At 56.2% G+C, this 20893-nt stretch carries 18 protein-coding genes; 7 read left to right on the top strand and 11 right to left on the bottom strand.

Annotated features, from left to right (window positions below; translation table 11 throughout):
* Positions 1-10: 10 nt before the first annotated feature.
* On the bottom strand, positions 11-781 hold the full coding sequence (locus HPY65_01130) for an electron transfer flavoprotein subunit beta/FixA family protein (GenBank protein ID NPU83062.1): 771 nt from the start codon (positions 779-781) through the stop codon (positions 11-13).
* 39 nt (positions 782-820) lie between these two features.
* Positions 821-1960, bottom strand: coding sequence for an acyl-CoA dehydrogenase (locus HPY65_01125; protein NPU83061.1), 1140 nt, complete (start codon positions 1958-1960; stop codon positions 821-823).
* A gap of 273 nt (positions 1961-2233) precedes the next feature.
* Here HPY65_01125 and HPY65_01120 point away from each other — a divergent pair, with 273 nt between their 5' ends.
* Positions 2234-3373 (top strand): acyl-CoA dehydrogenase, encoded by a 1140-nt coding sequence (locus HPY65_01120; protein NPU83060.1) that lies wholly within the window; start codon positions 2234-2236, stop codon positions 3371-3373.
* 157 nt (positions 3374-3530) lie between these two features.
* On the opposite strand, the gene HPY65_01115 is transcribed toward HPY65_01120, so the two are convergent.
* Positions 3531-4634, bottom strand: coding sequence for a B12-binding domain-containing radical SAM protein (locus HPY65_01115; GenBank protein NPU83059.1), 1104 nt, complete (start codon positions 4632-4634; stop codon positions 3531-3533).
* Positions 4635-5389: 755 nt separating this feature from the next.
* Between HPY65_01115 and HPY65_01110 the strand changes: the two genes are divergently transcribed.
* The 6 genes from HPY65_01110 (at position 5390) to HPY65_01085 (ending at position 13632) form a co-directional block, all read left to right on the top strand.
* On the top strand, positions 5390-6838 hold the full coding sequence (locus HPY65_01110; protein ID NPU83058.1) for an adenylate/guanylate cyclase domain-containing protein: 1449 nt from the start codon (positions 5390-5392) through the stop codon (positions 6836-6838).
* Positions 6839-6972: 134 nt separating this feature from the next.
* Positions 6973-7431: a D-tyrosyl-tRNA(Tyr) deacylase gene (locus tag HPY65_01105; GenBank protein ID NPU83057.1), complete on the top strand. Its 459-nt coding sequence runs from the start codon at positions 6973-6975 to the stop codon at positions 7429-7431.
* A complete protein-coding gene (locus HPY65_01100) occupies positions 7428-7931 on the top strand; it encodes a DUF1285 domain-containing protein (protein NPU83056.1) in 504 nt (167 codons plus the stop codon). The genes HPY65_01105 and HPY65_01100 overlap by 4 nt, the downstream gene beginning before the upstream one ends.
* 18 nt (positions 7932-7949) lie before the next feature.
* Complete coding sequence (gene guaB / locus HPY65_01095; GenBank protein ID NPU83055.1) at positions 7950-9410, top strand: IMP dehydrogenase; 1461 nt, start codon at positions 7950-7952, stop codon at positions 9408-9410.
* A gap of 41 nt (positions 9411-9451) precedes the next feature.
* Complete coding sequence (gene dnaE / locus HPY65_01090; GenBank protein ID NPU83054.1) at positions 9452-12913, top strand: DNA polymerase III subunit alpha; 3462 nt, start codon at positions 9452-9454, stop codon at positions 12911-12913.
* Positions 12913-13632, top strand: coding sequence for a UPF0280 family protein (locus HPY65_01085; GenBank protein NPU83053.1), 720 nt, complete (start codon positions 12913-12915; stop codon positions 13630-13632). Before dnaE ends, HPY65_01085 begins: the two co-directional genes overlap by 1 nt.
* 350 nt (positions 13633-13982) lie before the next feature.
* Here the strand turns inward: HPY65_01085 and HPY65_01080 are convergent, their stop codons facing one another.
* From HPY65_01080 to HPY65_01045, 8 genes are all read right to left on the bottom strand, one after another.
* Positions 13983-14426: a hypothetical protein gene (locus tag HPY65_01080; GenBank protein ID NPU83052.1), complete on the bottom strand. Its 444-nt coding sequence runs from the start codon at positions 14424-14426 to the stop codon at positions 13983-13985.
* A complete protein-coding gene (locus HPY65_01075; GenBank protein ID NPU83051.1) occupies positions 14410-14790 on the bottom strand; it encodes a hypothetical protein in 381 nt (126 codons plus the stop codon). Before HPY65_01075 ends, HPY65_01080 begins: the two co-directional genes overlap by 17 nt.
* Positions 14791-14802: 12 nt before the next feature.
* The gene (locus HPY65_01070) at positions 14803-15747 is read right to left on the bottom strand and encodes a DnaJ domain-containing protein (protein ID NPU83050.1); all 945 of its coding nucleotides are present in this window, start codon (positions 15745-15747) and stop codon (positions 14803-14805) included.
* Positions 15748-15980: 233 nt separating this feature from the next.
* Entirely contained in the window at positions 15981-16559 is a 579-nt protein-coding gene (locus HPY65_01065) for an indolepyruvate oxidoreductase subunit beta (protein NPU83049.1), read from the bottom strand.
* A gap of 3 nt (positions 16560-16562) precedes the next feature.
* Positions 16563-18383 (bottom strand): indolepyruvate ferredoxin oxidoreductase subunit alpha, encoded by a 1821-nt coding sequence (iorA, locus tag HPY65_01060; protein NPU83048.1) that lies wholly within the window; start codon positions 18381-18383, stop codon positions 16563-16565.
* Positions 18380-19420: an SGNH/GDSL hydrolase family protein gene (locus HPY65_01055; protein ID NPU83047.1), complete on the bottom strand. Its 1041-nt coding sequence runs from the start codon at positions 19418-19420 to the stop codon at positions 18380-18382. Before HPY65_01055 ends, iorA begins: the two co-directional genes overlap by 4 nt.
* An 83-nt stretch (positions 19421-19503) precedes the next feature.
* The gene (locus tag HPY65_01050) at positions 19504-20085 is read right to left on the bottom strand and encodes an acyltransferase (GenBank protein ID NPU83046.1); all 582 of its coding nucleotides are present in this window, start codon (positions 20083-20085) and stop codon (positions 19504-19506) included.
* Complete coding sequence (locus HPY65_01045; protein ID NPU83045.1) at positions 20082-20879, bottom strand: class I SAM-dependent methyltransferase; 798 nt, start codon at positions 20877-20879, stop codon at positions 20082-20084. Before HPY65_01045 ends, HPY65_01050 begins: the two co-directional genes overlap by 4 nt.
* Between the last annotated feature and the right edge of the window lie 14 nt (positions 20880-20893).

Below are 20893 nucleotides of genomic sequence, written 5' to 3'. Positions count from 1 at the left end.
GCGTGTTCCTTTATCGGAGAACTCCCTTTTGTCGAAGCATTCCGACAAAACGGCTGATTTCCGCCTCGTCCATCCCGAAACGCTCGCACTGCCGCTCCAGTCGGGAAGCCGTGAGTGAAACGGTGCGAAAATGCCCGTCGTCCTGCGTGACGGACAGTTCCTCCCTGCCGATCGTGACGATGGGCTTGCGGGAGGCCGACAGCGTGTCTTTCACGCCGGGGATTCTGGGAACGTTGATGTCCGGAAGGACCGTCACAACGGCGGGCAACGGGGCGGAAACCTGCTCGATCCCGTCCTCCAGACGCCGTTCGGCCGACAGGCGCCCTTCCTCCAGATCGATCTTCTGGACAAAGGACACGCAGGGGATGCCCAGCCGCTCCGCCAGGCGGATCCCAACCTGCTGGTCGTAGCGATCGCTCGATCCTTCGCCGCAGAGGATCAGATCAAAATGACCGATGCGTGTCCGGATGACATCCGCCAGAACGGCGGCCGTCCGGGAGGCATCAAGCTTTTCAAAGGAGGGATCGGCAATGAAAAAGGCCTGATCGGCGCCCCGGGAGAGGGCGTCCTTGACGCCTTTGGTCGCTTCGGGGATACCCACGGTTACGGCGGCGACGGATCCTCCGGCTGCTTCCTTCAGGCGGGCCGCCTCTTCCAGGGCGTTCCGGTCGTAGTCGCTGATCTTGTAACTGACAGAAGACAGGTCCAGTTCACCGGCGGAGGTCCGCCGGATGTAGGCCTCGTCGATGACCCATTTGAAGCATGCAACCAGGACTGCCATCCTCATCCCTCCGTCCGGGCATTCCCGAACCCCGGTTTCCTAGCGGAGCACGTTTCCGGATATCACCATCCTCTGTGCCTCCGACGTTCCTTCGTAAATCTCGGTGATCTTCGCGTCCCGCATCAGTCGCTCCACCTTGGCACCCTTGCAGTACCCGTATCCGCCGTGGATCTGAACGGCCTTGATCGTGTGTTTCATGGCGGCCTCGGCGGCGAACAGCTTGGCCATGGAGGCCTCCTTGCTGAAGGGCTGTTTCTGGTCTTTCAGCCAGGCGGCGGCATAGGTCAGGTAGCGAGCGGCGGACAGGTCCGTGGCCATGTCGGCGATCATCCAGGAAATGGCCTGGTGCCGGGCAATGGGGGTGCCGAACTGGACCCGCTCCTTGGAATACCGGATGGACTCATCCAGGGCCGCCTGCAGGATTCCGACGGACTGGGCCGCAATCCCGACTCGGCCGTGGTCGAAGCCCGCCATGGCCATGGCCATACCGTTTCCTTCCTTGCCCAGCAGGTTTTCCTTCGGGACCCGGCAGTCCTTGAAGACCATTTCGGAGGTCTGGGAGGAGCGGAGACCCATCTTGTCAAAGTGTTCGCCTGCTTTCATACCTATGGTTTCCTTGGGAACGATGAAGGCGCTCATGCCCTTCCGACCTGCCGCCTTGTCTGTCCATGCGAAGACCATGTAGGTGTCGCCCGTCGGTCCGTTGGACGTAAAGGTCTTTGTTCCGTTGATTACATAATCGCCTCCGTCCGCCACGGCGGTGGTCGTAGCGGCCATAACGTCCGTCCCGGCCCCCGGCTCCGTCAGGACAAAGGCGCCCAGGTGCCGGCCTCTGGCCATGGGAACGAGGAATTTTTTTTTCTGGTCTTCGCTGCCGAAGAGGTTGATCAGCATGCAGGCGATGCCCACGTGAATGGAGACGGTGAATCCCGTTGACGAGCAGGATCGCGACAATTCCTCCACGACCAGCGTGTGCGTCAGGTAATCCGCTCCGGCTCCGCCGTACTCCTGGGGAATTGGAATCCCCATCCAGTCTCCCTCTGCGAGCTTCCGGAACAGCTCGACAGGATGCCTGCTGTTTTCGTCAATCTCGGCGGCGATGGGGTCCACATACTTCTCCGCGAATTCCCTCATGTTCTTGCGAATGAGTTCCTGCTCTTCCGTAAGTCTGAAATCCATGATCGCCCTCCTTCGATGGGATTGTTCAGGACCGGAAGCGGACTTCCCGCAGTTCACGGCAGGAGTGATACGCCGGTCGGGGTTTGCCGTTTCGTTCTCTGTCACTAACAGGTGGCTGAGTTTTTTTCAACCGGCAAAGAGGCGGATCTGCTCCTGCAATATCTGGGGGGACCTCATCCCAGGAGGAAGAAAGGGAAGGGCATTCCCGACAGTAATGTGATAGAGAATTGCACCCCGCGTGTATCGGACCATCCTGCGATGAGGAATGAAACGATGTTTGAGTTGAGCGAAGAACTTCAGGAGTTTCGGGCAACCGTGCGTCGAATGGCGGAAGAGGAACTTGCTCCCCGGGCCCTCGATCTGGACGCAGTAGGTGAATTTCCCCGTAAACTGCCGGCTTCCCTTGCGTCTCTAGGAATCATCGGTGCGGCCCAGGACCGGGAAACCGGCGGATCGGGCCTTGGTTATCTGGCGGGACTGGTCGCTGCCGAGGAAATATCCCGGGTCTATCCGTCCATCGCCTTCTTTCTGGAAGGTACCCTGGCCCCTGTCCATGCCCTCGAGCGATACGGCACCGAGGAACAGCGAAAGCGGTATCTGACCCCGGTACTTCGGGGAAAGCGGATCATCTGCCTTGCCGCCACGGAGCCCACCGGCGGCTCCGACGTGGCCAACCTCAATACGGAAGCGGCGCGGGAAGGAGATACGTTCCGGGTCCGGGGACGAAAGGTTTACATTACAAACGGCGGCATTGCGGATTACTGTCTCCTTCTGGTCCGGACAGGAAACCGTGCCAGCATGCTCATGGTCGAGAAGAAGACGCCCGGTTTTCGGGTCGGACGAAGGGAGAGCCAGACGGGGTTCCGCTCCGTCCCAATCAGCGAACTCCTTTTCGAGGACTGCCGCGTTCCCGGCGGGAACCTGATCGGCCGGGAAGGCGACGGGCATGCGATTGCCCTTTCCAGCTTCATCGTTTCCCGTCCCACCATCGGGGCCATCGGTCTCGGCATCGCCGAGGGCGCCTTCGAAATCGCCCTCCGCTTTGCCCGGGAAAGGGTCCTTTATGGGAAACCGATCAGCCGGCTTCAGCACATCCAGTTCATGCTGGCAGAAATGGAAACGGAGATCGAAAAGGCCCGGTGGGTCGTTTACTATCCCGGAGCAGCCCTGGACCGTGGTGTGCAGCCGCGGCGCATCGGGAAGTGGGCGGCCCGGGCCAAGGCCGTCGGCGCCGAAACGGCCCTGCTGGTCACCCAGAAGGCCATGCAGATCCTGGGAGGGCAAGGCGTGAATCCTCAATCCCACCTGCCCAGGCTTCTCAATGATGCCTTGGAGCTTTTCCCGGCTTCCGGGACGGTGGAGGTCATGAAGATCATCCAGGCGACGGAGATTCTCCGCCGGGCCGGGTCCTGATTCGATTCTTCCGGTCGTCGCCCTTCGGCTACCTGCGTGGCCGACAAAACCAAAGCAGCCCCTCCCCGAATGTCCGGTTTCCGGTCCTTTGAAAACCACACCGGCACGTCCTGTCCCCCGGCTTTCACTCCCTTCAGGATTTTATTAATCCCGGCATTCAGTCCGGAGCCAGCGCCCGTCTCTTCAATTCCCTGAAAACCGGCAGTGTCAGTTCCTTCTCCGCGCAGGGAAGCAAGGTGTTGTTGTGAAAAAGGGGCTCTTCGGCGATTGGGTAGGGTGAGACAGACACCGCCTGGTCCCAGAGTTCCGTTCCCGGAATGGGCGAATACTCCGCAAGGATGGGTCTCGCCCCGCAGGAGCGGACGAAGTCGATTCCCTCGCCGATTTCCGCAACACCCTGTCCCGGCAGTCCGCAAAGCAGGTATACCCCCACCTCTCCGTCGCGGTAACCGGCCTTCCGGAGGCATTCCATCGCATTTTTCAGGTCGCCGGAGCAGGCCTTGCCACCCGTTTCCCGCTGCCGGTCCGCGTCCGCCGTCTCGAAACCAAAGCGAAGGGTTTTGAATCCAGCCCGGAAGAGTTGCCGACTGAGCTCTTCGTCGACGTCCCGCAGATGCAGGCCATTGGGACAATGAAAACGGCATAGTAGATTCCGGCGGATCATCTCCCGGATCAGCGGTAGAATCATCTCCTTCGGATTCGTCAGCAGGGCATCGTCATAAAACGAAAAGTCGGAAATTCCGAAACGTTCATGCCAATAGACGATTTCATCGGCGACAGCCTGAGGACTTCGCCTGCGAAACCGGGGCTCCATCCGGCGGGATGCACAATAAGTACAGCGGAAAGGGCAACCTCGTGAGGTGAGAATCGGAATCTGGTCCAGATATGGCAGAAGATCGAAGGCCGGATAGGGAAGGTTGTCCAGCGTATCTGTGCATTTGGACGGTTCATGCCGCTCCGCGAAAACCTCCTCCAGGAGAGCGGGAAGCGTCGCGATTCCATCACCGGGATGAACGAGGTCGGCCCCCGAGTATCTGATAGCATGTTCGGTACAGAGCGTCGCATAGATGCCACCGAGGACCACGGGCACGGACTTCCAGGCGGATCGTATGAGACTGATCGTCTCGATGACTCCCGGGTACCAGTAGGTCATGAAGGATGTTACGAGAACGAGATCGGGCCTGGCCATTTTTTTCAGCCGGTCCTCCACGAGCCGGGGAGAGAATCCGTATCGACTGTACTTTCTCGGGATTCCGCCCAAAATATCGGGCTTCGGGATCTCTTCCTTCGGATATGATCCTCGCCCGTCTCCCTTGCGCCGAGAGAATGCCTGATCCAGCCCACAGCCTAACTCAGAACACAAACATAAACAGTCCAAATATTTTATATTATAGTTATATTTTCTAAGAATAGATGCAATATAGAGGAGCCCCATTGGTTTTGCCCAATGATCATGCGCTGCGAAGTCGTGGATCCACGGATTGACCAGAAGGATGTTTTTTTTGCGGTAAGAATAAAGCATGAGAGATTCTCGACATATTCGTGAATTTGGAAAACCATAGCACACAGCCGGAGGAAAGGACAACGGTAAAGTCGGAAGGCGGCATGAGGGCGGGCATAAATGCCATTATACTGTACAAGATATTTCTTTTACGTTGTATTATACACTCCAGCCGGTAATGGCAATAAATTGCCGTGGACTGTCCATTTTTTTCTTGACAACCCACCATTGTTTACTTATTCTGGACACGTAAAGACGATAATTCGTATTTTTGGACTGTTCATACGAGAAGACGCAGAGGAGATGCCGTGGACAACTCGAGTGAAACCTCCTGGATCAGCAGCCTGGACATCCTGCACAAGACCGGAATCTCGCGGGCAACTCTGAACAATTACATTCAGATGGGCCTGATACCGAAACCGCGCGTCGCAAAGCCGGAGGGAGATCGTGTCAAAGCAAGACGGATCGGCTACTTTCCGCTTTCCGTGGTCGAACGGATCGAAGCGGTGCAACGAATGAAGAGGGAGGGAAGAAATATGCACAGTATTCTCGATGAACTTGGCGTTCGTTTTCCCGTGGAAAAAAAAACAGGGAAGGAAGCACAGGAGACAGCAATTTTGAATCCTGAAGAGCCGCCGGCGGCTCTCTCAGGAGCAAAGCAAGGTGAAGTATTGACCGAGACCCTCCATGAGGAGCCATCCAAAGGATCGGGCCATTCCAACCTCGCAGCCAGGGAGGGAGAGGCCCGGCGAAGGGGGATGTCGCTGCAGGTCACAATCGATGAGATTCCCTGTCCTGCGTACCTTTTGAACAATAATTTCGAAATCGACTGGATCAATCCTCTGGCGGAGGAGAAAATTTTTCGCAGATCCGTTCGCACCATCCGGGAGGCTGAAAATCGTAATGTTTTTCGTCTTCTCCTCCGATGTGGGGCCTCAAGCCGAACCTTGGGAAGCATGGATCTCGACCTCTGCGCTTTTCACATGTCGTTTGTGAAAGCCAAACAAACTACAAGTTTTCTTTCAAGAATGTACGGCGACATGGCCTCGGAAGAGCTGGAATATCTGGAGAAGCTCTACGAACGCTCGGAAGCAGCTCCCCATGATTCTGTGAAAGACCTTTTTCTGGAGACCCCAGGCCTGAATGGAAAAAAGCAACCCTATCACGTGTATTATGCCGTGTTTCGCGAGGGAATTCTCTTTGTGTACGGGCAGGTGGAAAGGATTATTAAAGGAGTTGCTGAACTTCTCTCCAGCCGCGACCAAGTGGTCCGGGAACTTATGAAGCAGAGGATGCCCACGTTGACCTCCTTTTGTGTCCTCGTGGCCGACCTGCAGGAATCCAGCCGGATCTGCGCCGAACTGGCACCGGAGGAGTACTTCGAACTCATCAACGAGATCTGGAAAACGATGGAAGGCTCTTTCCGCAGCTATTACGGGATGTACGGAAAGCACGTGGGGGACGGTATGGTTTATTATTTCCTACGGGAGCGGGATTCCAACTACCTGATGAATTCCATTGCCTGTTCGGTGGAACTGAAGGCAAATATGGCACGTCTGAGCTACGAATGGAAACTGCGCAAGGGATGGTCCAACGATCTGTATTTAAATATTGGAATCAATGAAGGACAGGAGTTCTTCGGGACGATTCCCACAGCCCCGAACATCGAATTCACAGCTTTGGGTGACTCGGTCAACTATGCATCGAGGCTCTCGGACTTCGCACGCCGGGGTTCCATCTGGACAACAAAGAATCTTATCAATAAACTGAACGAACAGGAACGGAAAAGAATCCGCTACGGAATTCCGGGCAAGCAGGAGGGACGTGAAGTAACCATCGAAAATCTGTACTCAAGGGTCATGGACATGCTTCCGCCTGAAAATCCAAAGTATCGAAAATTCCTCGATATTGCCGCTCTCCCCATAACACAGATTCTGTCTGTCGCCCCGGAAAAGAACAACTGATTTTTTCCGACGGCTCTCGGCTTGAGAGGCCCCACCCTGGGGCCTCTCGCCATTTCCCGCTCACGAAAACACAAAGCACTTGAAGGCCGCTCCGATTGCTGCTAACATGCGCCGCGTTTAGACGGGGTATGCAGATGCGGGCCGTCATCCAGCGTGTCTCCGAGGCCGGTGTAACGGCCGGAGAAAAAAACCTTTCCGAAATCGGTGCCGGACTCCTGGTCTTCCTCGGCGTGGAGCAGGGAGACAGGGAAGCGGATGCCGACTATCTCCTGGAAAAGATCATCAACCTTCGGATCTTCGAGGACCCGGACGGCAAAATGAACCTTTCCCTGCTGGACACGGGAGGGGCCATGCTGGCTATATCCCAGTTTACCCTGCTGGCAGACTGCCGAAAGGGTCGGCGACCGTCTTTTGCTCACGCTGAGGAGCCGGAACGCGCCCGGAGTCTTTACGATTACTTTGTCGGCAAGTCGCGGGAACGGCTCGATGGTCGTGTCGGAGAAGGCGAATTTCAGGCGATGATGAAGGTTCGGCTCATCAACGACGGTCCCGTGACGATATGGATCGACAGCAGAAAGAATCTTGAGAAATGATGGAATACTCACAGGAAAACATTCCTCTGTGTGACATCCGGGTTGACCGGGACGGTGTCTGGTACTTCCGTGGCGCCGTCATGTTCCGCAAGGAGATTGTAAATTATTTCTATGAACACCTCCGGCTTGACGAAGAGGGGCGGTACTGGATCGACCTGGGACATGATTGCTGCGTCATTGAAGTGGAGGATACTCCCTTTGTAATCAGGGCTGTCTTTCGGTCGGCAGAAGCGGAAGGGAACGGCGGCGGGCTCAAGCTTCTCCTGTGCGACGACAGCCTGGAATCCCTCGACCCATCCAGCCTGTGCATGACGGAAGACAATGTGCCTTACTGCTCGGTCCGCGGAGGACGATTCCCGGCCCGCTTTTCCCGGCCGGCCTATTACCAGTTGGCGGAACACGTTGAATACGACGCCCGAAGAGATGCCTTCTATCTCTCTGTGAACGGGCAGACCTACGATCTTCTCCAGCGCAAATCCACGGAGAAACATCCTGAATGAATCTATGGAGGAATAATCATGTTGGGTGACCAGGTAAGAGAGGCCCTGACGTTCGATGACCTGCTCCTGGTGCCGGCGGAATCGGCGGTAATGCCGAAAGATGTCGACACCACAACGCTTTTGACTCGCGAGATCACGCTGAACATTCCCATCGTGAGTGCTGCGATGGACACGGTCACCGAATCGGCGACGGCCATATGCATGGCTCAGGAAGGCGGGATCGGGATTATTCACCGGAATATGTCCATCCAGAGGCAGGCACTGGAAGTGGACAAAGTGAAGAAATCGGAAAGCGGAATGATCGTCGATCCCATCACCATCGAACCGGAACGGAAGGTTTCCGAGGCGCTGGAACTGATGCAGCGCTACAAAATCTCCGGTGTTCCGGTGACAAGAAACAGAAAACTCGTCGGAATCCTTACAAACAGGGACCTGAGGTTTGAAACGCGACTGGACCAGCCGATCGCGAACGTGATGACCAAGGAAAATCTCGTCACGGTGTCGTCATCCATCGGGCTGGAGGAATCAAAGGAACTCCTGCACAAGCACCGGATTGAGAAGCTCCTCGTCGTTGACGAGCAATACAACCTGAAAGGGTTGATAACCATCAAAGATATAGAAAAGATAAAGAAATATCCGAATGCTTCGAAAGATTCCCTGGGAAGGCTCCGAGTCGGCGCCGCCGTCGGGACGATCGATCGCGAAGCGCGGGTGGAGGCCCTTCTTGCGGCCGGAGTGGACGTGATCGTCATCGATACCTCTCATGGGCATTCCCTCGGAGTCATCGACGCGGTCCGCGATACGAGGATCAACTTTCCGGAGTGCAAACTCATCGCCGGCAACATTGCCACCGGGGATGGAGCCGAGGCGCTCATCCGGGCGGGCGTGGACGCCGTCAAGGTCGGTGTTGGGCCCGGGTCGATCTGTACAACCCGCATCGTCGCCGGTGTCGGGGTTCCCCAGATGAGCGCTATCCGTGACACATACCAGGTGGCGTCCAGGCACGGCATCCCCGTGATCGCCGATGGGGGCATCAAATTTTCGGGAGACATCGTCAAGGCGCTGGCGGCGGGTGCTCACACCGTCATGGTCGGCGGACTTTTCGCGGGGACGGCGGAAAGCCCTGGCGAGACGGTCCTTTTCCAGGGCCGGAGTTACAAGGTTTACCGTGGAATGGGATCCCTGGAGGCCATGAAGGAAGGCAGCAGGGACCGCTACTTTCAGGATGAGATGGAAAGCCCTCTCAAGCTCGTTCCCGAGGGGATCGAAGGACGGGTTCCCTACCGGGGCTTCCTGTCCGACAGCATCTATCAGATGATCGGCGGCCTCCGGTCGGGGATGGGTTATGTAGGCTGCCGCACCATCTGCGAAATGCACGAAAAAGCCCGGTTTGTCCGCATCACATCTGCAGGACTCCGGGAAAGCCACGTTCACGACGTGATCATCACGAAGGAAGCGCCCAACTACTGGCTGGATTAAACCCCGGCACGTCCGGTGTTATGACCGGAAATCGAGAATACATGCCCTCCGACTTCGTTCATCTTCATGTTCATACACAGTACAGCCTGCTAGACGGTGCCATCCGTCTTGCGGATCTGTTCCAGAAGGCGAAGGAATATGAAATGCCGGCGCTGGCCATCACGGACCACGGCAACCTCTTCGGCGCCATCGATTTTTATCAGCGGGCCCGGAAAGCGGGTATCAAGCCCATCATCGGCTGTGAACTCTACGTTGCCCCGGGAAGCCGCTTCGACAGGCAGTCCCAGGGGATCGGCGAAACGGCCCGGCATCTCGTCGTTCTGGCCGAAAACATGACGGGATACCGGAATCTGATGAAGCTGGTCACTGCGGGATGGACGGAGGGTTTTTACTACCGGCCCCGCGTGGACAAGGAACTCCTCCGGACACACCATGAAGGACTCATCGCCTCGAGCGCCTGCCTGCATGGCGAGGTTGCGGACCGCCTTCTGAAGGAAGGCCGGGACAGCGCAATTCGGGCCGCCGACGAGTTGAGGGATATTTTCGGGGACGGGAATTTTTTCCTCGAACTCATGGAAAACGGCCTGGAAGAACAGAATGCTGCCAATGCCGGCCTCATCGAGATCGCCCGCAAGCGCTCGATTCCCCTGGTGGCGACAAACGATTGCCACTATCTGCAGCGTTCGGACGCCGAGGCCCACGAGGTCCTGCTTTGCATCCAGACGGGGAAAAACATCGAGACGACGGACCGGATGCGGTTCGGAACAGACCAGCTCTATTTCCGATCGCCCGAGGAGATGATCCGCCTGTTCGGGAGCCATCCGGAAGCAATCGAAAACACCTTGCGGATTGCTGAACGTTGCCAGCTTTCCTTTACGTTCGGCGAGTTCCTGCTTCCCCAGTTCCAGAGTGACTCGGGGGAATCCCTGGACGACCTGCTCATCCGGGAGGCCGAAAAAGGGCTGGCGGAGAAACTGCCGGCCCTGCTCCGCGGCAAGGACCCGGAACTCCAGGTAGTGTACCTGAAGCGGCTTCGGGAAGAACTGGAAATGATCCGCAACATGGGATTTTCCGGCTATTTCCTCATCGTGGCCGATTTCGTGCGATACGCCAAGGAAAAGAAGATTCCCGTCGGCCCCGGCCGGGGATCCGCAGCCGGAAGCCTGGTCGCCTTTGCCATCGGCATTACTTCCATCGATCCGATCCGTTACGGACTGTTCTTTGAGCGATTCCTGAACCCGAACCGCAAGAGCATGCCCGATATCGACATCGACTTCTGCCAGGAAGGACGGGACGAGATCATCCGTTATGTGACTGACAAATACGGTCACGATCGGGTGGCCCAGATCATCACCTTTGGGCAGATGAAGGCCAAGGCGGTCATTCGTGACGTGGGGCGTGCACTCAACATTCCCTATGGCGAAGTGGACGCCATCGCGAAGCTCGTGCCCAATGTGCTCAACATAACGCTCGACAAAGCGATTCAGGATGAAGCCCGCCTGCAAGATGAGGCCAAGAAAAGCGAAAAGGTCCGGAAACTCCTTCAGTTGTCGCGCTCACTGGAAGGTCTGAACCGCCACGCCTCCACTCATGCGGCTGGCGTAGTCATCTCAGACGTACCTCTGGTGGAACGGGTGCCTCTCTACCGGAGTCCAAAAGGTGACGATTCAGTGGTCACCCAATACGCTATGAAGGACCTCCAGGACATCGGGCTGACCAAATTCGACTTCCTGGGACTCAAGACGCTGACGGTCATTCAGAACTGCCTTCATTTCATGGAAGAAGGGCGGGGAATCCACCTGAATATTGAGGACCTGCCTCTTGACGATCCGAAGACCTATGAGCTTCTGGGAAGGGGAGACACCGACGGGGTTTTCCAGCTCGAAAGTTCCGGTATGAAGGATCTTCTGGTCAACCTGCGGCCCGACTGCATCGAGGATGTCATCGCCCTGATCGCCCTGTACCGTCCCGGGCCGATGAGTCAAATACCCGATTTCATCGCCCGGAAGCAGGGTAGGACAAAAATCACCTATGAAATGCCGCAGTTGAAGGATATCCTTCAGGAAACATACGGCGTTATCGTCTATCAGGAACAGGTAATGCAGATTGCCGGTTCCATCGGCGGCTACTCCATGGCCGATGCGGACAATTTGCGTCGACTGATGAGTAAGAAAAAGCCGGAGGAGATGGAGAAGGAGAAGCCGAAGTTCCTCGATGGTGCAAAACAGAATGCCATTCCACAGCAGAAGGCGCAGAAGATCTGGGACCAGATGGAGACCTTCGCCGAATACGGCTTCAACAAGTCCCACAGTGCCGCCTATGCGGTAATTACCTACCAGACGGCGTACCTGAAGGCCCATTACCCGGCTGAGTTCATGGCGGCCCTGCTCACCTCGGAAAAGGACAATCGGGACAAAATCATCCGCTACATCCACGATTGCCGCTCTCTGGGGATTGGAGTCCTTCCCCCGGACATAAACTCGTCTTTGAGCGATTTCAGCGTTTCCGAGGATGGTAATATCCGTTTCGGGCTGGCAGCTGTCAAAAACGTGGGGGTTGGAGCGGTGGAGGCCGTTCTTGAGGCCCGTCAGAATGGTGGAAAGTTTATTTCTTTCAAGGACTTCTGCCGACGTACGGATCTGCGGAAGATCAACAAGCGGGTTGTGGAAAGCCTGGTCAAGTGCGGCGCCTTCGACTCCGTTTATCCAAATCGGCGCCTGTTAATGGGATCGTTTGAACATGACCTGGAGTTGGCAAGTCGGGAATCCCAGAACAGGGCAGCGGGACAGACCGGTTTGTTTGACTCGCTGGAGGGCAATGACGGCGACACATTAAACGATAGCTTTAATAATGAAGGCAATACCAGTTGGAATCATAAAGAAATGCTATCATATGAAAAGGAGCTGATCGGTTTCTATATAACCAGCCATCCCCTGGCCTTCGTCGAACAGAAGCTCAAGCGGGTCGCAACGGCGGACATTGAGACGCTGAAGGGAATGCAAGACAAGGAAACCGTTTCTTTCGGCGGGATCGTCAGCGCCATCAAAGAGATCAAGACGAAGCGCAAAGACACAATGGCTTATGTAACCTTTGAGGATTTAAAAGGATCCGTCGAGGTGATCGTTTTCGGCGAAACATATCGGCAATACGAGTCTCTGCTGAAAGGGGCGGATCCGCTCCTCGTTACGGGAACTCTGGATGCGGACGAGGAAAATGTTCGGGTCAAGGCAACGGAGATCCTCAATCTGGCGGAAATTGCCGATCATCCATTTTCTTCCGTTCATTTCAAGGTCGATGCATTGCGTTTCCAGCCCGACGATCTGGCAACCCTGAAAGCGCTGATTCTGAAATATCCTGGGAAATACGAAGGGTACCTTCATCTTCATGCCAATGGATGTGAGACGGTGATCTTTCTTGGCCAGGATTCGCGATTGGACATCTCGGATGTTCTGAAGGACGAGGCCGAACAATTCCTGGGGAAAGGCACGACCCATTTTCAATAATGGAATATCGTGAGCGAACGTATCGCCAAAGGATCTCAACCCCGGACCTGGTGTTATTTACAGTCCGTGTAGGCCAGACTGACCTCATGATCAGCGCTTCCCGCGACCTCACAGGACCCTCTCTCCAGGCCGTTTACAAGTATCGCAGGCAGCTTGAGAGATACATCGAGTCCCATCCGACTTTCCTGAATTCTCTGATTCCATTGGAAAAAGAAGATCTTGCCCCGCCGATCGTCCGGGACATGCTGGAAGCCGCCGAGCAGGCCGGCGTGGGTCCTATGGCTGCTGTAGCCGGAGCCATGGCGGAAAGGGTGGGCAGGGATCTCCTGCCTTTATCGGAAAACATCATTATCGAAAACGGCGGGGACATCTTCATCAGGATGGATCGGGATGTCCGGATCGGCCTCTTTGCGGGCACATCTCCGTTAAGCGACCGGATATCCTTGAATATTCGTCCTGAGCAGACACCGTTGGGAATTTGCACGTCGTCCGGCACGGTCGGGCCGAGCCTCAGTCTCGGACGGGCCGATGCCGTAACCGTCTTGTCGACGTCTGCTGCCTTGGCCGATGCGGCAGCGACTTCCATCGGCAATCTCGTCCAAAACAAGGCAACCATAAAGAAAGGTCTTGATAGAGCACAGCAAATCACCGGAGTCCTCGGCGTCGTCATTGTCGTGGCAGACAGTATGGGCGCCTGGGGTGAGGTGGAACTGGACTGATCTTGACCTGTGCCATGACAACCGGCAATTCCACCCCAAAGTCATCTCTCATTGGAAACCTGCAGGAGTAAAGTCGACCCCGAAGTCCAGACTCAGGAAAACATACACACAGGTTTACATAACATATCTTATCGGACATTCAGTGTGGGGTGACGACGGTGGCCCGACATCGGTCCGACACCAAATTACTGATCCAATATGTTTACGATATATTCAGGCATTGCGGAGGTACATTTGACGGCAGTGATTCTCGGAGTGACTCTGCTTAAAGAAGAAATGACGATTGAGTTGATATCGGCAGGATTCTGGTTCTATCCGGTATTTATCTGACAAATAAAAGATAGGAAGAATTATGGCCTGCCGGCTTTGTCGCTCCAGAAAGTATCCCAAAAAGGATAGGAGCTTCCCTGAACGTAGGCAGTCCGGATGAGAACGGAATCAGGCCGAAAAAAGAAGGCTGCCGTGTCGTAACGAATCAGGTCGCCGTGGCCGCTGAGATTGATACTGGTGGGAAGGACGTCACTCATGGGGATTCCCATGGTCATTTGACCGCCGCGATAGTGCATCCTTTCGTAGATGAGAAGTGTTTCCGTCCCGAGTTTATGGACTTCCGTCGGAGCGCCGTAGACGGCAAGGACATCCCCGAGGCCGCTTTTTCCGGGTTGAAAACGTTTCCCCGGATCCGCCACGTCATTCCCCTCCCGGGCGTGCATGACCCGGAAGGAAAAGCAGCCCGTCACGAAGACGATGCAGGCAAGGATGAGAAGAAACGCCGTTTTAAAACGGGAGGCCATAAAGCGCCTCGCCGGTATGGAAAGATGCGCCATGATGGGTTACCACATCCTGAGAATTCAGGAAGAACACCACCTGATCCTGGCGGGTATCCATGTTGACAAAGGTGATGATGGCGAGCCAGAGCCCCGTTGTCTTAGACAGTTTACTTGAATAAATGTAGGCATTACCGTTCGACAGCCTGACTATCTGGGAGGGCGGACCAAACAGGCGGATAACCTCGGCCCCCGTTGTTACCCCCGGTGTGATGCGGGAAAGGGAAGACGGATCGATGGGACGAAAATCCCGGGTCCGCCCTACGGCTGCACAGCCCGCCGTAAACAGGGTCAATACGATCAATCCCGCAAGCAGAAGTCGTCTCGACATATCGCGTCCTCCCTACATCCCCTCTTCGGCCAGCTTCTTCAGGAGCTGATGCTGCCGGTCCGTCAGGTTTTTCGGTACCTGGATGCTGATCTTGACGAACTGGTCGCCCTTCCCCGCGCCCTTCATATGGGGTACGCCGTAGCCTTTCATGCGGATCTTTGTATTGTTCTGGGTTCCCGGGGGAATCTTGATCCGTTTGGTTGTACCGTCCAGGGTCGGCACGTCGACAGTGGAACCGAGGGCCGCCTGCGTAAAAGTAACGGCCTTTTCCAGAAAAATATCGCTGCCGTCACGGGCAAAAATGGGATGCGGCATGAGAGAGATGTGGAGATAGAGATCCCCCGGGGGCCCGCCGAAGGCACCGGGATAGCCCTTCCCGCCCAAGCGCAGTTTTTTTCCGGCGGCGATGCCTGCCGGGATGCGGATATTGATCTCTTCGACCTTCCCTTCCTGGGGAACGGCAATTTTCTTCTCCGCGCCGAAAACCGATTCTTCCAGGGTAATGGCGAGATTGTATTCCAGGTCCTGGCCCTGTTGGGGGATGTTCGCATACGCCTGCCCGCCGCCGAAGAGATCGGCGAACGGGTCCGCTTCCGCGCCGCCGAAGCCCCCTCCCCTTCTGGTCGAAGTCCTGTAAGTCCTTGTACCTCCACGTGAAAATCCTCCGAATCCGAAACTGCGGAGGATTTCGTCCAAATCGACTCCCCGGAAAATATCCTCCTGGGAATAGCGCTGGCGGAACTGATCCGATCCGAACTGGTCGTACTGCTGCTTTTTTTCAGGGTCACTCAGGACCGCATACGCCTCGCTGATCTTTTTGAACTTCTCTTCCGAGGCCTTGTTGTCGGGGTTCCGGTCCGGGTGATATTTCAGGGCCAGCTTTCGGTAAGCCTTCTTGATTTCTTCCGATGAGGCCGATTTTTCGACTCCGAGGGTCTTGTAATAGTCGTCCGCCATGTCCCGTCTCTGCTCGCTCTCTTTCCGTTCGAAAAGGATTTCCTCAGGCGCCGGGGATTCCGGTACAGGTCCGATCGGTTACGGTAACGGATTGATCCTGTACCTTTCCGACTGAAACAAGAGTAGCCATCGCATGGAATTTGTCAAGAACGACCTGGACGATCATGGCCTTATGCGATGTCCGTCTTCCCGGTCGGAACGGAGAAAGTGCCGAAGAGACCCGGGAAAAAGGCCTACGCGCCCCTCCCCAAGTGAAACGCCTTAATATTTGCTTCCACGGTCTTTAGCGGAAAGGAATCGTGGATCCCCTTTTCCCATTGCTTCTCTTCGATTTTTAGATATTTCGACAGGACACCGAGGAGAACCGTATTGACGGCCCGGCGGTTGCCGGCCCTGTCGGCAAGTTCCGGGGCGTTGACCACGATAACCGATGGAAAACGTTCCTTGACGATGGGAACCACGGTTTCCGGATATGCCGCCGCCCCCAGGTTGACGGACGGCGGATTCATCTCTTCATCGTTGATGATGACGATGCCGCCCGGTTTCAGGTAATCCAGGTAGCGCAGCGTCTCCAGTTTTTCGAAGGCCAGCAGGATCTCCACATCCCCCTTTTTCGCCAGAGGGGAATGGACTTTTTGCCCATAACGGACGTGGCTTGTAACGCATCCGCCCCGCTGGGCCATGCCGTGGACTTCGCTCTTCTTCACGTCCAGCCCCGAATCCATCATCACCTGGCAGAGGATATCACTCGCCCGGAGGACGCCCTGCCCGCCCACGCCGGCCATGAGAATGCTTTTGACTTCGCTTTTCATTCGTCAGTCCTCCTCGACAATGGCCCCGACCTTGCACAACTGCTGACAGACCGTGCAGCCGTTGCAAAGGGTTCCATCGATGACAGCCATTCCATCCTGCTTCTTGGCGTTTTTCTTCACCTGCTCCGGGGGCAGCTCCGAGAAATTGCGCCAGGCGATGGGCGGACAGCCCAGGCCGATGCAAGACCGGCAGCCGATGCACTTGTCTGGGTTCACCCGCAGGGGCTTGCGTGCGGCCTGCGCTTCCCGCTTGAACAAAACACAGGCCCGCTGGGAGATGACAACGGAAGGCCCCGGCCGGTCGAGCTCTTCCTTGAGAACCGCGCGCGTCGCTTTCAGGTCATAGGGATCCACGACCCTGACGGAATCGATGCCCAGCGCGGTGATCAGTGCCTTGAGGTCCACCGGCTTTGTTTTCTCCCCCTGCAGGGTATAACCAGTCCCTGGATGCTCCTGCATGCCCGTCATGGCGGTCGTCCGGTTGTCGCAGATGACGATCACCGCATCTCCCTTGTTATAGGCCAGGTTGAGAAGGGGCGTGATGCCGCTGTGAAGGAAGGTGGAATCGCCGATCACGCCGACGATCTTTCCCCTCCCCTTTTCTCCCAGTGCCTTGCTCATTCCGTGGGCCATGCCGATGCTGGCGCCCATGCAGATGCAGGAATGCAGCCCCTCGAGAGGTTTCATGAATGAAAGGGTATAACAGCCGATGTCCCCTGTAACGAAGGTCTTCAGACGGTTCAGGACATGGAAGAGACCTCGGTGTGGACAACCGGGACAGAGGTTGGGCGGCCGCGGAGGAATCTCGACCGGGCAAGAGATGGATTCCGGTTTTGTACCGGAAATGGCTGTCTGTACGATTCCCGGGTCGAATTCGCCGGTGTAGGGGAAGATCTCTTTTCCGATCACGGAAATGCCGAGGGCTTTGATCTGCTCTTCGAAGAAAGGATCCATCTCTTCGAGCACGTAGATTTTCTTCACCTTTCGGGCGAACTCACGGATCAGGCCCACCGGGAGCGGGTATACCATCCCCAGTTTCAGGTAGGAATAATTGCGAAAGGCGGCCTTCGCATAGTGGTAGCACATACCGGCCGTGATGATCCCCACCTCGGGATCGTTGATTTCCATCCGGTTTTCAGGGAACGTTTCGGCGAATTCCCGGAGGGCATTCATTCTTTTTTCCACTTCCACGCGACGGACCCGGGCGTTAAAGGGGACCATTACATACTTGGCGGCGTTGATGTTAATGGCTGTGCGGTCTTCCACCGGGACTGGATCTTCGGGCGTTACGACTGCCTTGGAATGGGAGAGTCTCGTCACGGATCGCAGGAACACCGGCGTGTCGAATCGTTCGCTCATTTCAAAAGCGATCTTGATGAATTGCCGCGCCTCTTCCGAGTCAGCCGGTTCGAGCATCGGGATCTTGGCGAATTTTGCGTAATTCCTGTTGTCCTGCTCGTTCTGCGAACTATGCAGCGATGGGTCGTCGGCGGAGACGATCACCAGGGCCCCGTTCGTTCCGGTATAACTGGCGGTAAAGAGAGGGTCGGCAGCCACATTCACGCCGACATGCTTCATGGTTACAAGGGCCTTCGCCCCGGCCAGGGCAGCGCCGATTCCCACTTCCAGGGCCACCTTTTCATTGGGGGACCATTCGGCATACACGCCTTCATAACGGGCGAACTCTTCCATGACCTCCGTGCTGGGCGTTCCGGGATATCCGGATCCGAATCGAACGCCGCATTCGTACGCGCCGCGGGCGATGGCCTCGTTTCCCGACATCAGCCGCCTCCCCGCTGAACCTTTCTTTTTCGATGCTGTCATTTGCCTTTCCTCTTCATATCCCGGAGGGCGTCGGCAGCGATCCGGTCACAGATCGTGACCGCCATGGCCATTCGTCCCTCCTGGGTTGTGTGAATGATATCAGTAAAAACGTCGCTTCGCTCTGTATCATAAATGTCGCTTACATCAAAGAAATTCAGGCTGGGAAAGCGCTCCCGGTACATCGAGCGCACCTTCGACCTCATTTCTTCATAATATCCCCTGCCCTGTTCGGCGCAGAGCGGTTGTTCCTTCGCCCCCAGGTGGTCCTTGTAATAGATCAGCGGCTGGAAGAAGACGGCGAAGCGGGCATCAGCGCCGGAGAGGGCGGTCTGGGCCTTCATGGCGTTTCCCAGATAGACGGCAACGATATGTTCCATCCAGGGAACTGTTTTGAAACCGGCCTGTTTCCGGAGATCCTCCTGTCCCAGGAGCCATTCGTTGAGGGCTGGATAGCGGCCGGCGGCGACGCGGAACAGGTTGCTTCCCAAGGCTATTGATTTTACCAGGCTGTACTGCCGGCGGGTCTCCATCAGGGGATTTTTCTCATAAGCCATGAAATTGAATGGATAACCGGGACGCGGATCCCAGCCGAGAGGAGAGATCAGATCATTGCCGCCATTGAAGAAAATCACATAATCGGGCTTGTAATCCAGTATTTCATGGACGACACGGGCCAGTTCCATCCCGGAATTGGAACTGACTACGCCGAAGTTGAACACGTCAACGTTTTTTGCACCCATTTCATGAAACCGCTTTTCAAGCAATTCCGCAATGGGAGGTTCCCCGTCGTAGGCGGTGGACCCCCCGAGGAAGAAGATGCGATAACTGCCGGGCCGCGCTTGAGTTGGGGATCTTCCCTTGTATCCAAGATCGTTGTGCCCTCCTCCCGGTTTTCCCTTGAACATGATGAAGGGTTCGAGATGCCTTGTCTGTTCCACCGGGAACATGCGTTCAAAGGGGGAACGGCTGTCGATGAAAAACGTGCTGAACCAGTCAATGAAAAGCAGACCCAGGACCAGTGTTACCACTAGAAGCATACCGTTCAACAATCCTTCCCGCAGACGGTTTCGTGAAGGCGATGAGGAATTGCTTTCCTTCACGTGCGGGTTCGATTCCCCGGTCATTCCAAATCCTCCCTGGAATACATTCTGTTCTGAATGATCTTTGCCGGCATTCCGGCTACAACCGCATAGGGTTCGACATCGGATGCCACGACAGCGCCCGCGGCGACGACGGCTCCACGGCCGATCGTCACACCCTTGAGAATCACCGCGTGTCCCCCGATCCAGACATCATCCTGGATCACAACCATTGAAAGGACGTGGTCTCTGGACGTCATGGGAATCCCCGGTCGGCCCAGATCATGTTCCGAAGATACGATGACGGCGTAGGGACCGACCATGACTCCATCACCGATCGTGATGCCTCCCCTTGCGTCCAGGAGCGCCCCCGTATTCACGGAAAAACGGTGTCCAACACTCAGACCATAGGTATGTGTGAAGTAAACGCCGGGATAGATCAGAGGAAAGGAAGGCAGCCTTTTGAATAGAAGTCGGTACAAAGCGTAACGGATTGCCATTCCCTCCAGGGAAGGGAGGTTGCGGGTGATCCAACCGGTGTATTCCTCGAACCAGAGGTGAATGACACGGGATCCGTATTTTTTCAGAAATCGCCCGAAGGGGCCTTCGATCTTTTCCTTCATCTTCCATTCCCCTTGGGATCCGCTCCGTCGATCCGGCGGAGGACAATCCGGGCAAACATGGCAATGGACGGCCAGAGCGGTTTCAATGCCTGCTCCAGGGAACGCCACAGCGGGAATGTCCATCCGGGCTGGAGATTTCTAAGGGAAACACCGCCGGAAAGGAGGTAAAGAATAGGCATCATCGGCTCGACGGACTCAAGCCGGAGAAGCGGAAACTCAGCCTGAAAGCGGTCCCTGTCGCGGCCGAAGACGATCCAGGGCAAGGCGGAGTTGGCTCCCGAGAGAGGTCCTTTGCTGGGAAATTCCCATGATTCCGCATCCGGCTCGAAGGGCTCGGGATGAAGGCGACGATAGACAAACCGAGACCAGGCAGTAACCCACGGTTCGATCATGAGCACCGATCCGCCCGGCCGGAGGCAACGGGCCGCCTCCCGCAGAAAGGCCTCCGGTTTGGGAAGGTGGTGAAACACATCGGTCATGACGAGCGCTCGCACAGACGTGTCGGAAAAAGGAAGAAATCCCGCATCCAAGACGACGGCTACATGAGGGCAAGGCAGAATCTCCGTTTTTACGACGCCCGGAAGAAAATCCTCCAGATGGCCGGCTCCCGAACCCAACTCTACAACCGGGCCTTCCCCGCCGGGCAGGCATGCCACGATGCCGGTATACCATTCCTCATAAATGCGATGCAGGAAAGGCTTGCTCCGAATGATCCTCCGCCTTACCTCCGTGGTTGCGGGGTCATCGACATCCAGGCCTCGAGTCAATGGATGGAGCAAGAGATTTTTGATCATCCGGCATACCGCAA

The organism is Syntrophaceae bacterium (assembly GCA_013177825.1).
In the GTDB taxonomy this organism is placed as follows: Bacteria; Desulfobacterota; Syntrophia; order Syntrophales; family PHBD01; genus PHBD01.
This window is presented reverse-complemented; position numbering and strand designations above follow the sequence as displayed.

What these genes read in the sequence shown, in the direction of transcription:
- HPY65_01075 (NPU83051.1), bottom strand. Translation starts at nt 14,790, where the DNA reads ATGTCGAGACGACTTCTGCTTGCGGGATTGATCGTATTGACCCTGTTT.
- guaB (NPU83055.1), top strand. Translation starts at nt 7,950, where the DNA reads ATGTTGGGTGACCAGGTAAGAGAGGCCCTGACGTTCGATGACCTGCTC.
- HPY65_01070 (NPU83050.1), bottom strand. Translation starts at nt 15,747, where the DNA reads ATGGCGGACGACTATTACAAGACCCTCGGAGTCGAAAAATCGGCCTCA.
- HPY65_01050 (NPU83046.1), bottom strand. Translation starts at nt 20,085, where the DNA reads ATGAAGGAAAAGATCGAAGGCCCCTTCGGGCGATTTCTGAAAAAATAC.
- HPY65_01045 (NPU83045.1), bottom strand. Translation starts at nt 20,879, where the DNA reads ATGATCAAAAATCTCTTGCTCCATCCATTGACTCGAGGCCTGGATGTC.
- HPY65_01085 (NPU83053.1), top strand. Translation starts at nt 12,913, where the DNA reads ATGGAATATCGTGAGCGAACGTATCGCCAAAGGATCTCAACCCCGGAC.
- dnaE (NPU83054.1), top strand. Translation starts at nt 9,452, where the DNA reads ATGCCCTCCGACTTCGTTCATCTTCATGTTCATACACAGTACAGCCTG.
- HPY65_01105 (NPU83057.1), top strand. Translation starts at nt 6,973, where the DNA reads ATGCGGGCCGTCATCCAGCGTGTCTCCGAGGCCGGTGTAACGGCCGGA.
- HPY65_01080 (NPU83052.1), bottom strand. Translation starts at nt 14,426, where the DNA reads ATGGCCTCCCGTTTTAAAACGGCGTTTCTTCTCATCCTTGCCTGCATC.
- iorA (NPU83048.1), bottom strand. Translation starts at nt 18,383, where the DNA reads ATGACAGCATCGAAAAAGAAAGGTTCAGCGGGGAGGCGGCTGATGTCG.
- HPY65_01100 (NPU83056.1), top strand. Translation starts at nt 7,428, where the DNA reads ATGATGGAATACTCACAGGAAAACATTCCTCTGTGTGACATCCGGGTT.
- HPY65_01125 (NPU83061.1), bottom strand. Translation starts at nt 1,960, where the DNA reads ATGGATTTCAGACTTACGGAAGAGCAGGAACTCATTCGCAAGAACATG.
- HPY65_01110 (NPU83058.1), top strand. Translation starts at nt 5,390, where the DNA reads ATGAAGAGGGAGGGAAGAAATATGCACAGTATTCTCGATGAACTTGGC.
- HPY65_01065 (NPU83049.1), bottom strand. Translation starts at nt 16,559, where the DNA reads ATGAAAAGCGAAGTCAAAAGCATTCTCATGGCCGGCGTGGGCGGGCAG.
- HPY65_01130 (NPU83062.1), bottom strand. Translation starts at nt 781, where the DNA reads ATGGCAGTCCTGGTTGCATGCTTCAAATGGGTCATCGACGAGGCCTAC.
- HPY65_01055 (NPU83047.1), bottom strand. Translation starts at nt 19,420, where the DNA reads ATGCTTCTAGTGGTAACACTGGTCCTGGGTCTGCTTTTCATTGACTGG.
- HPY65_01120 (NPU83060.1), top strand. Translation starts at nt 2,234, where the DNA reads ATGTTTGAGTTGAGCGAAGAACTTCAGGAGTTTCGGGCAACCGTGCGT.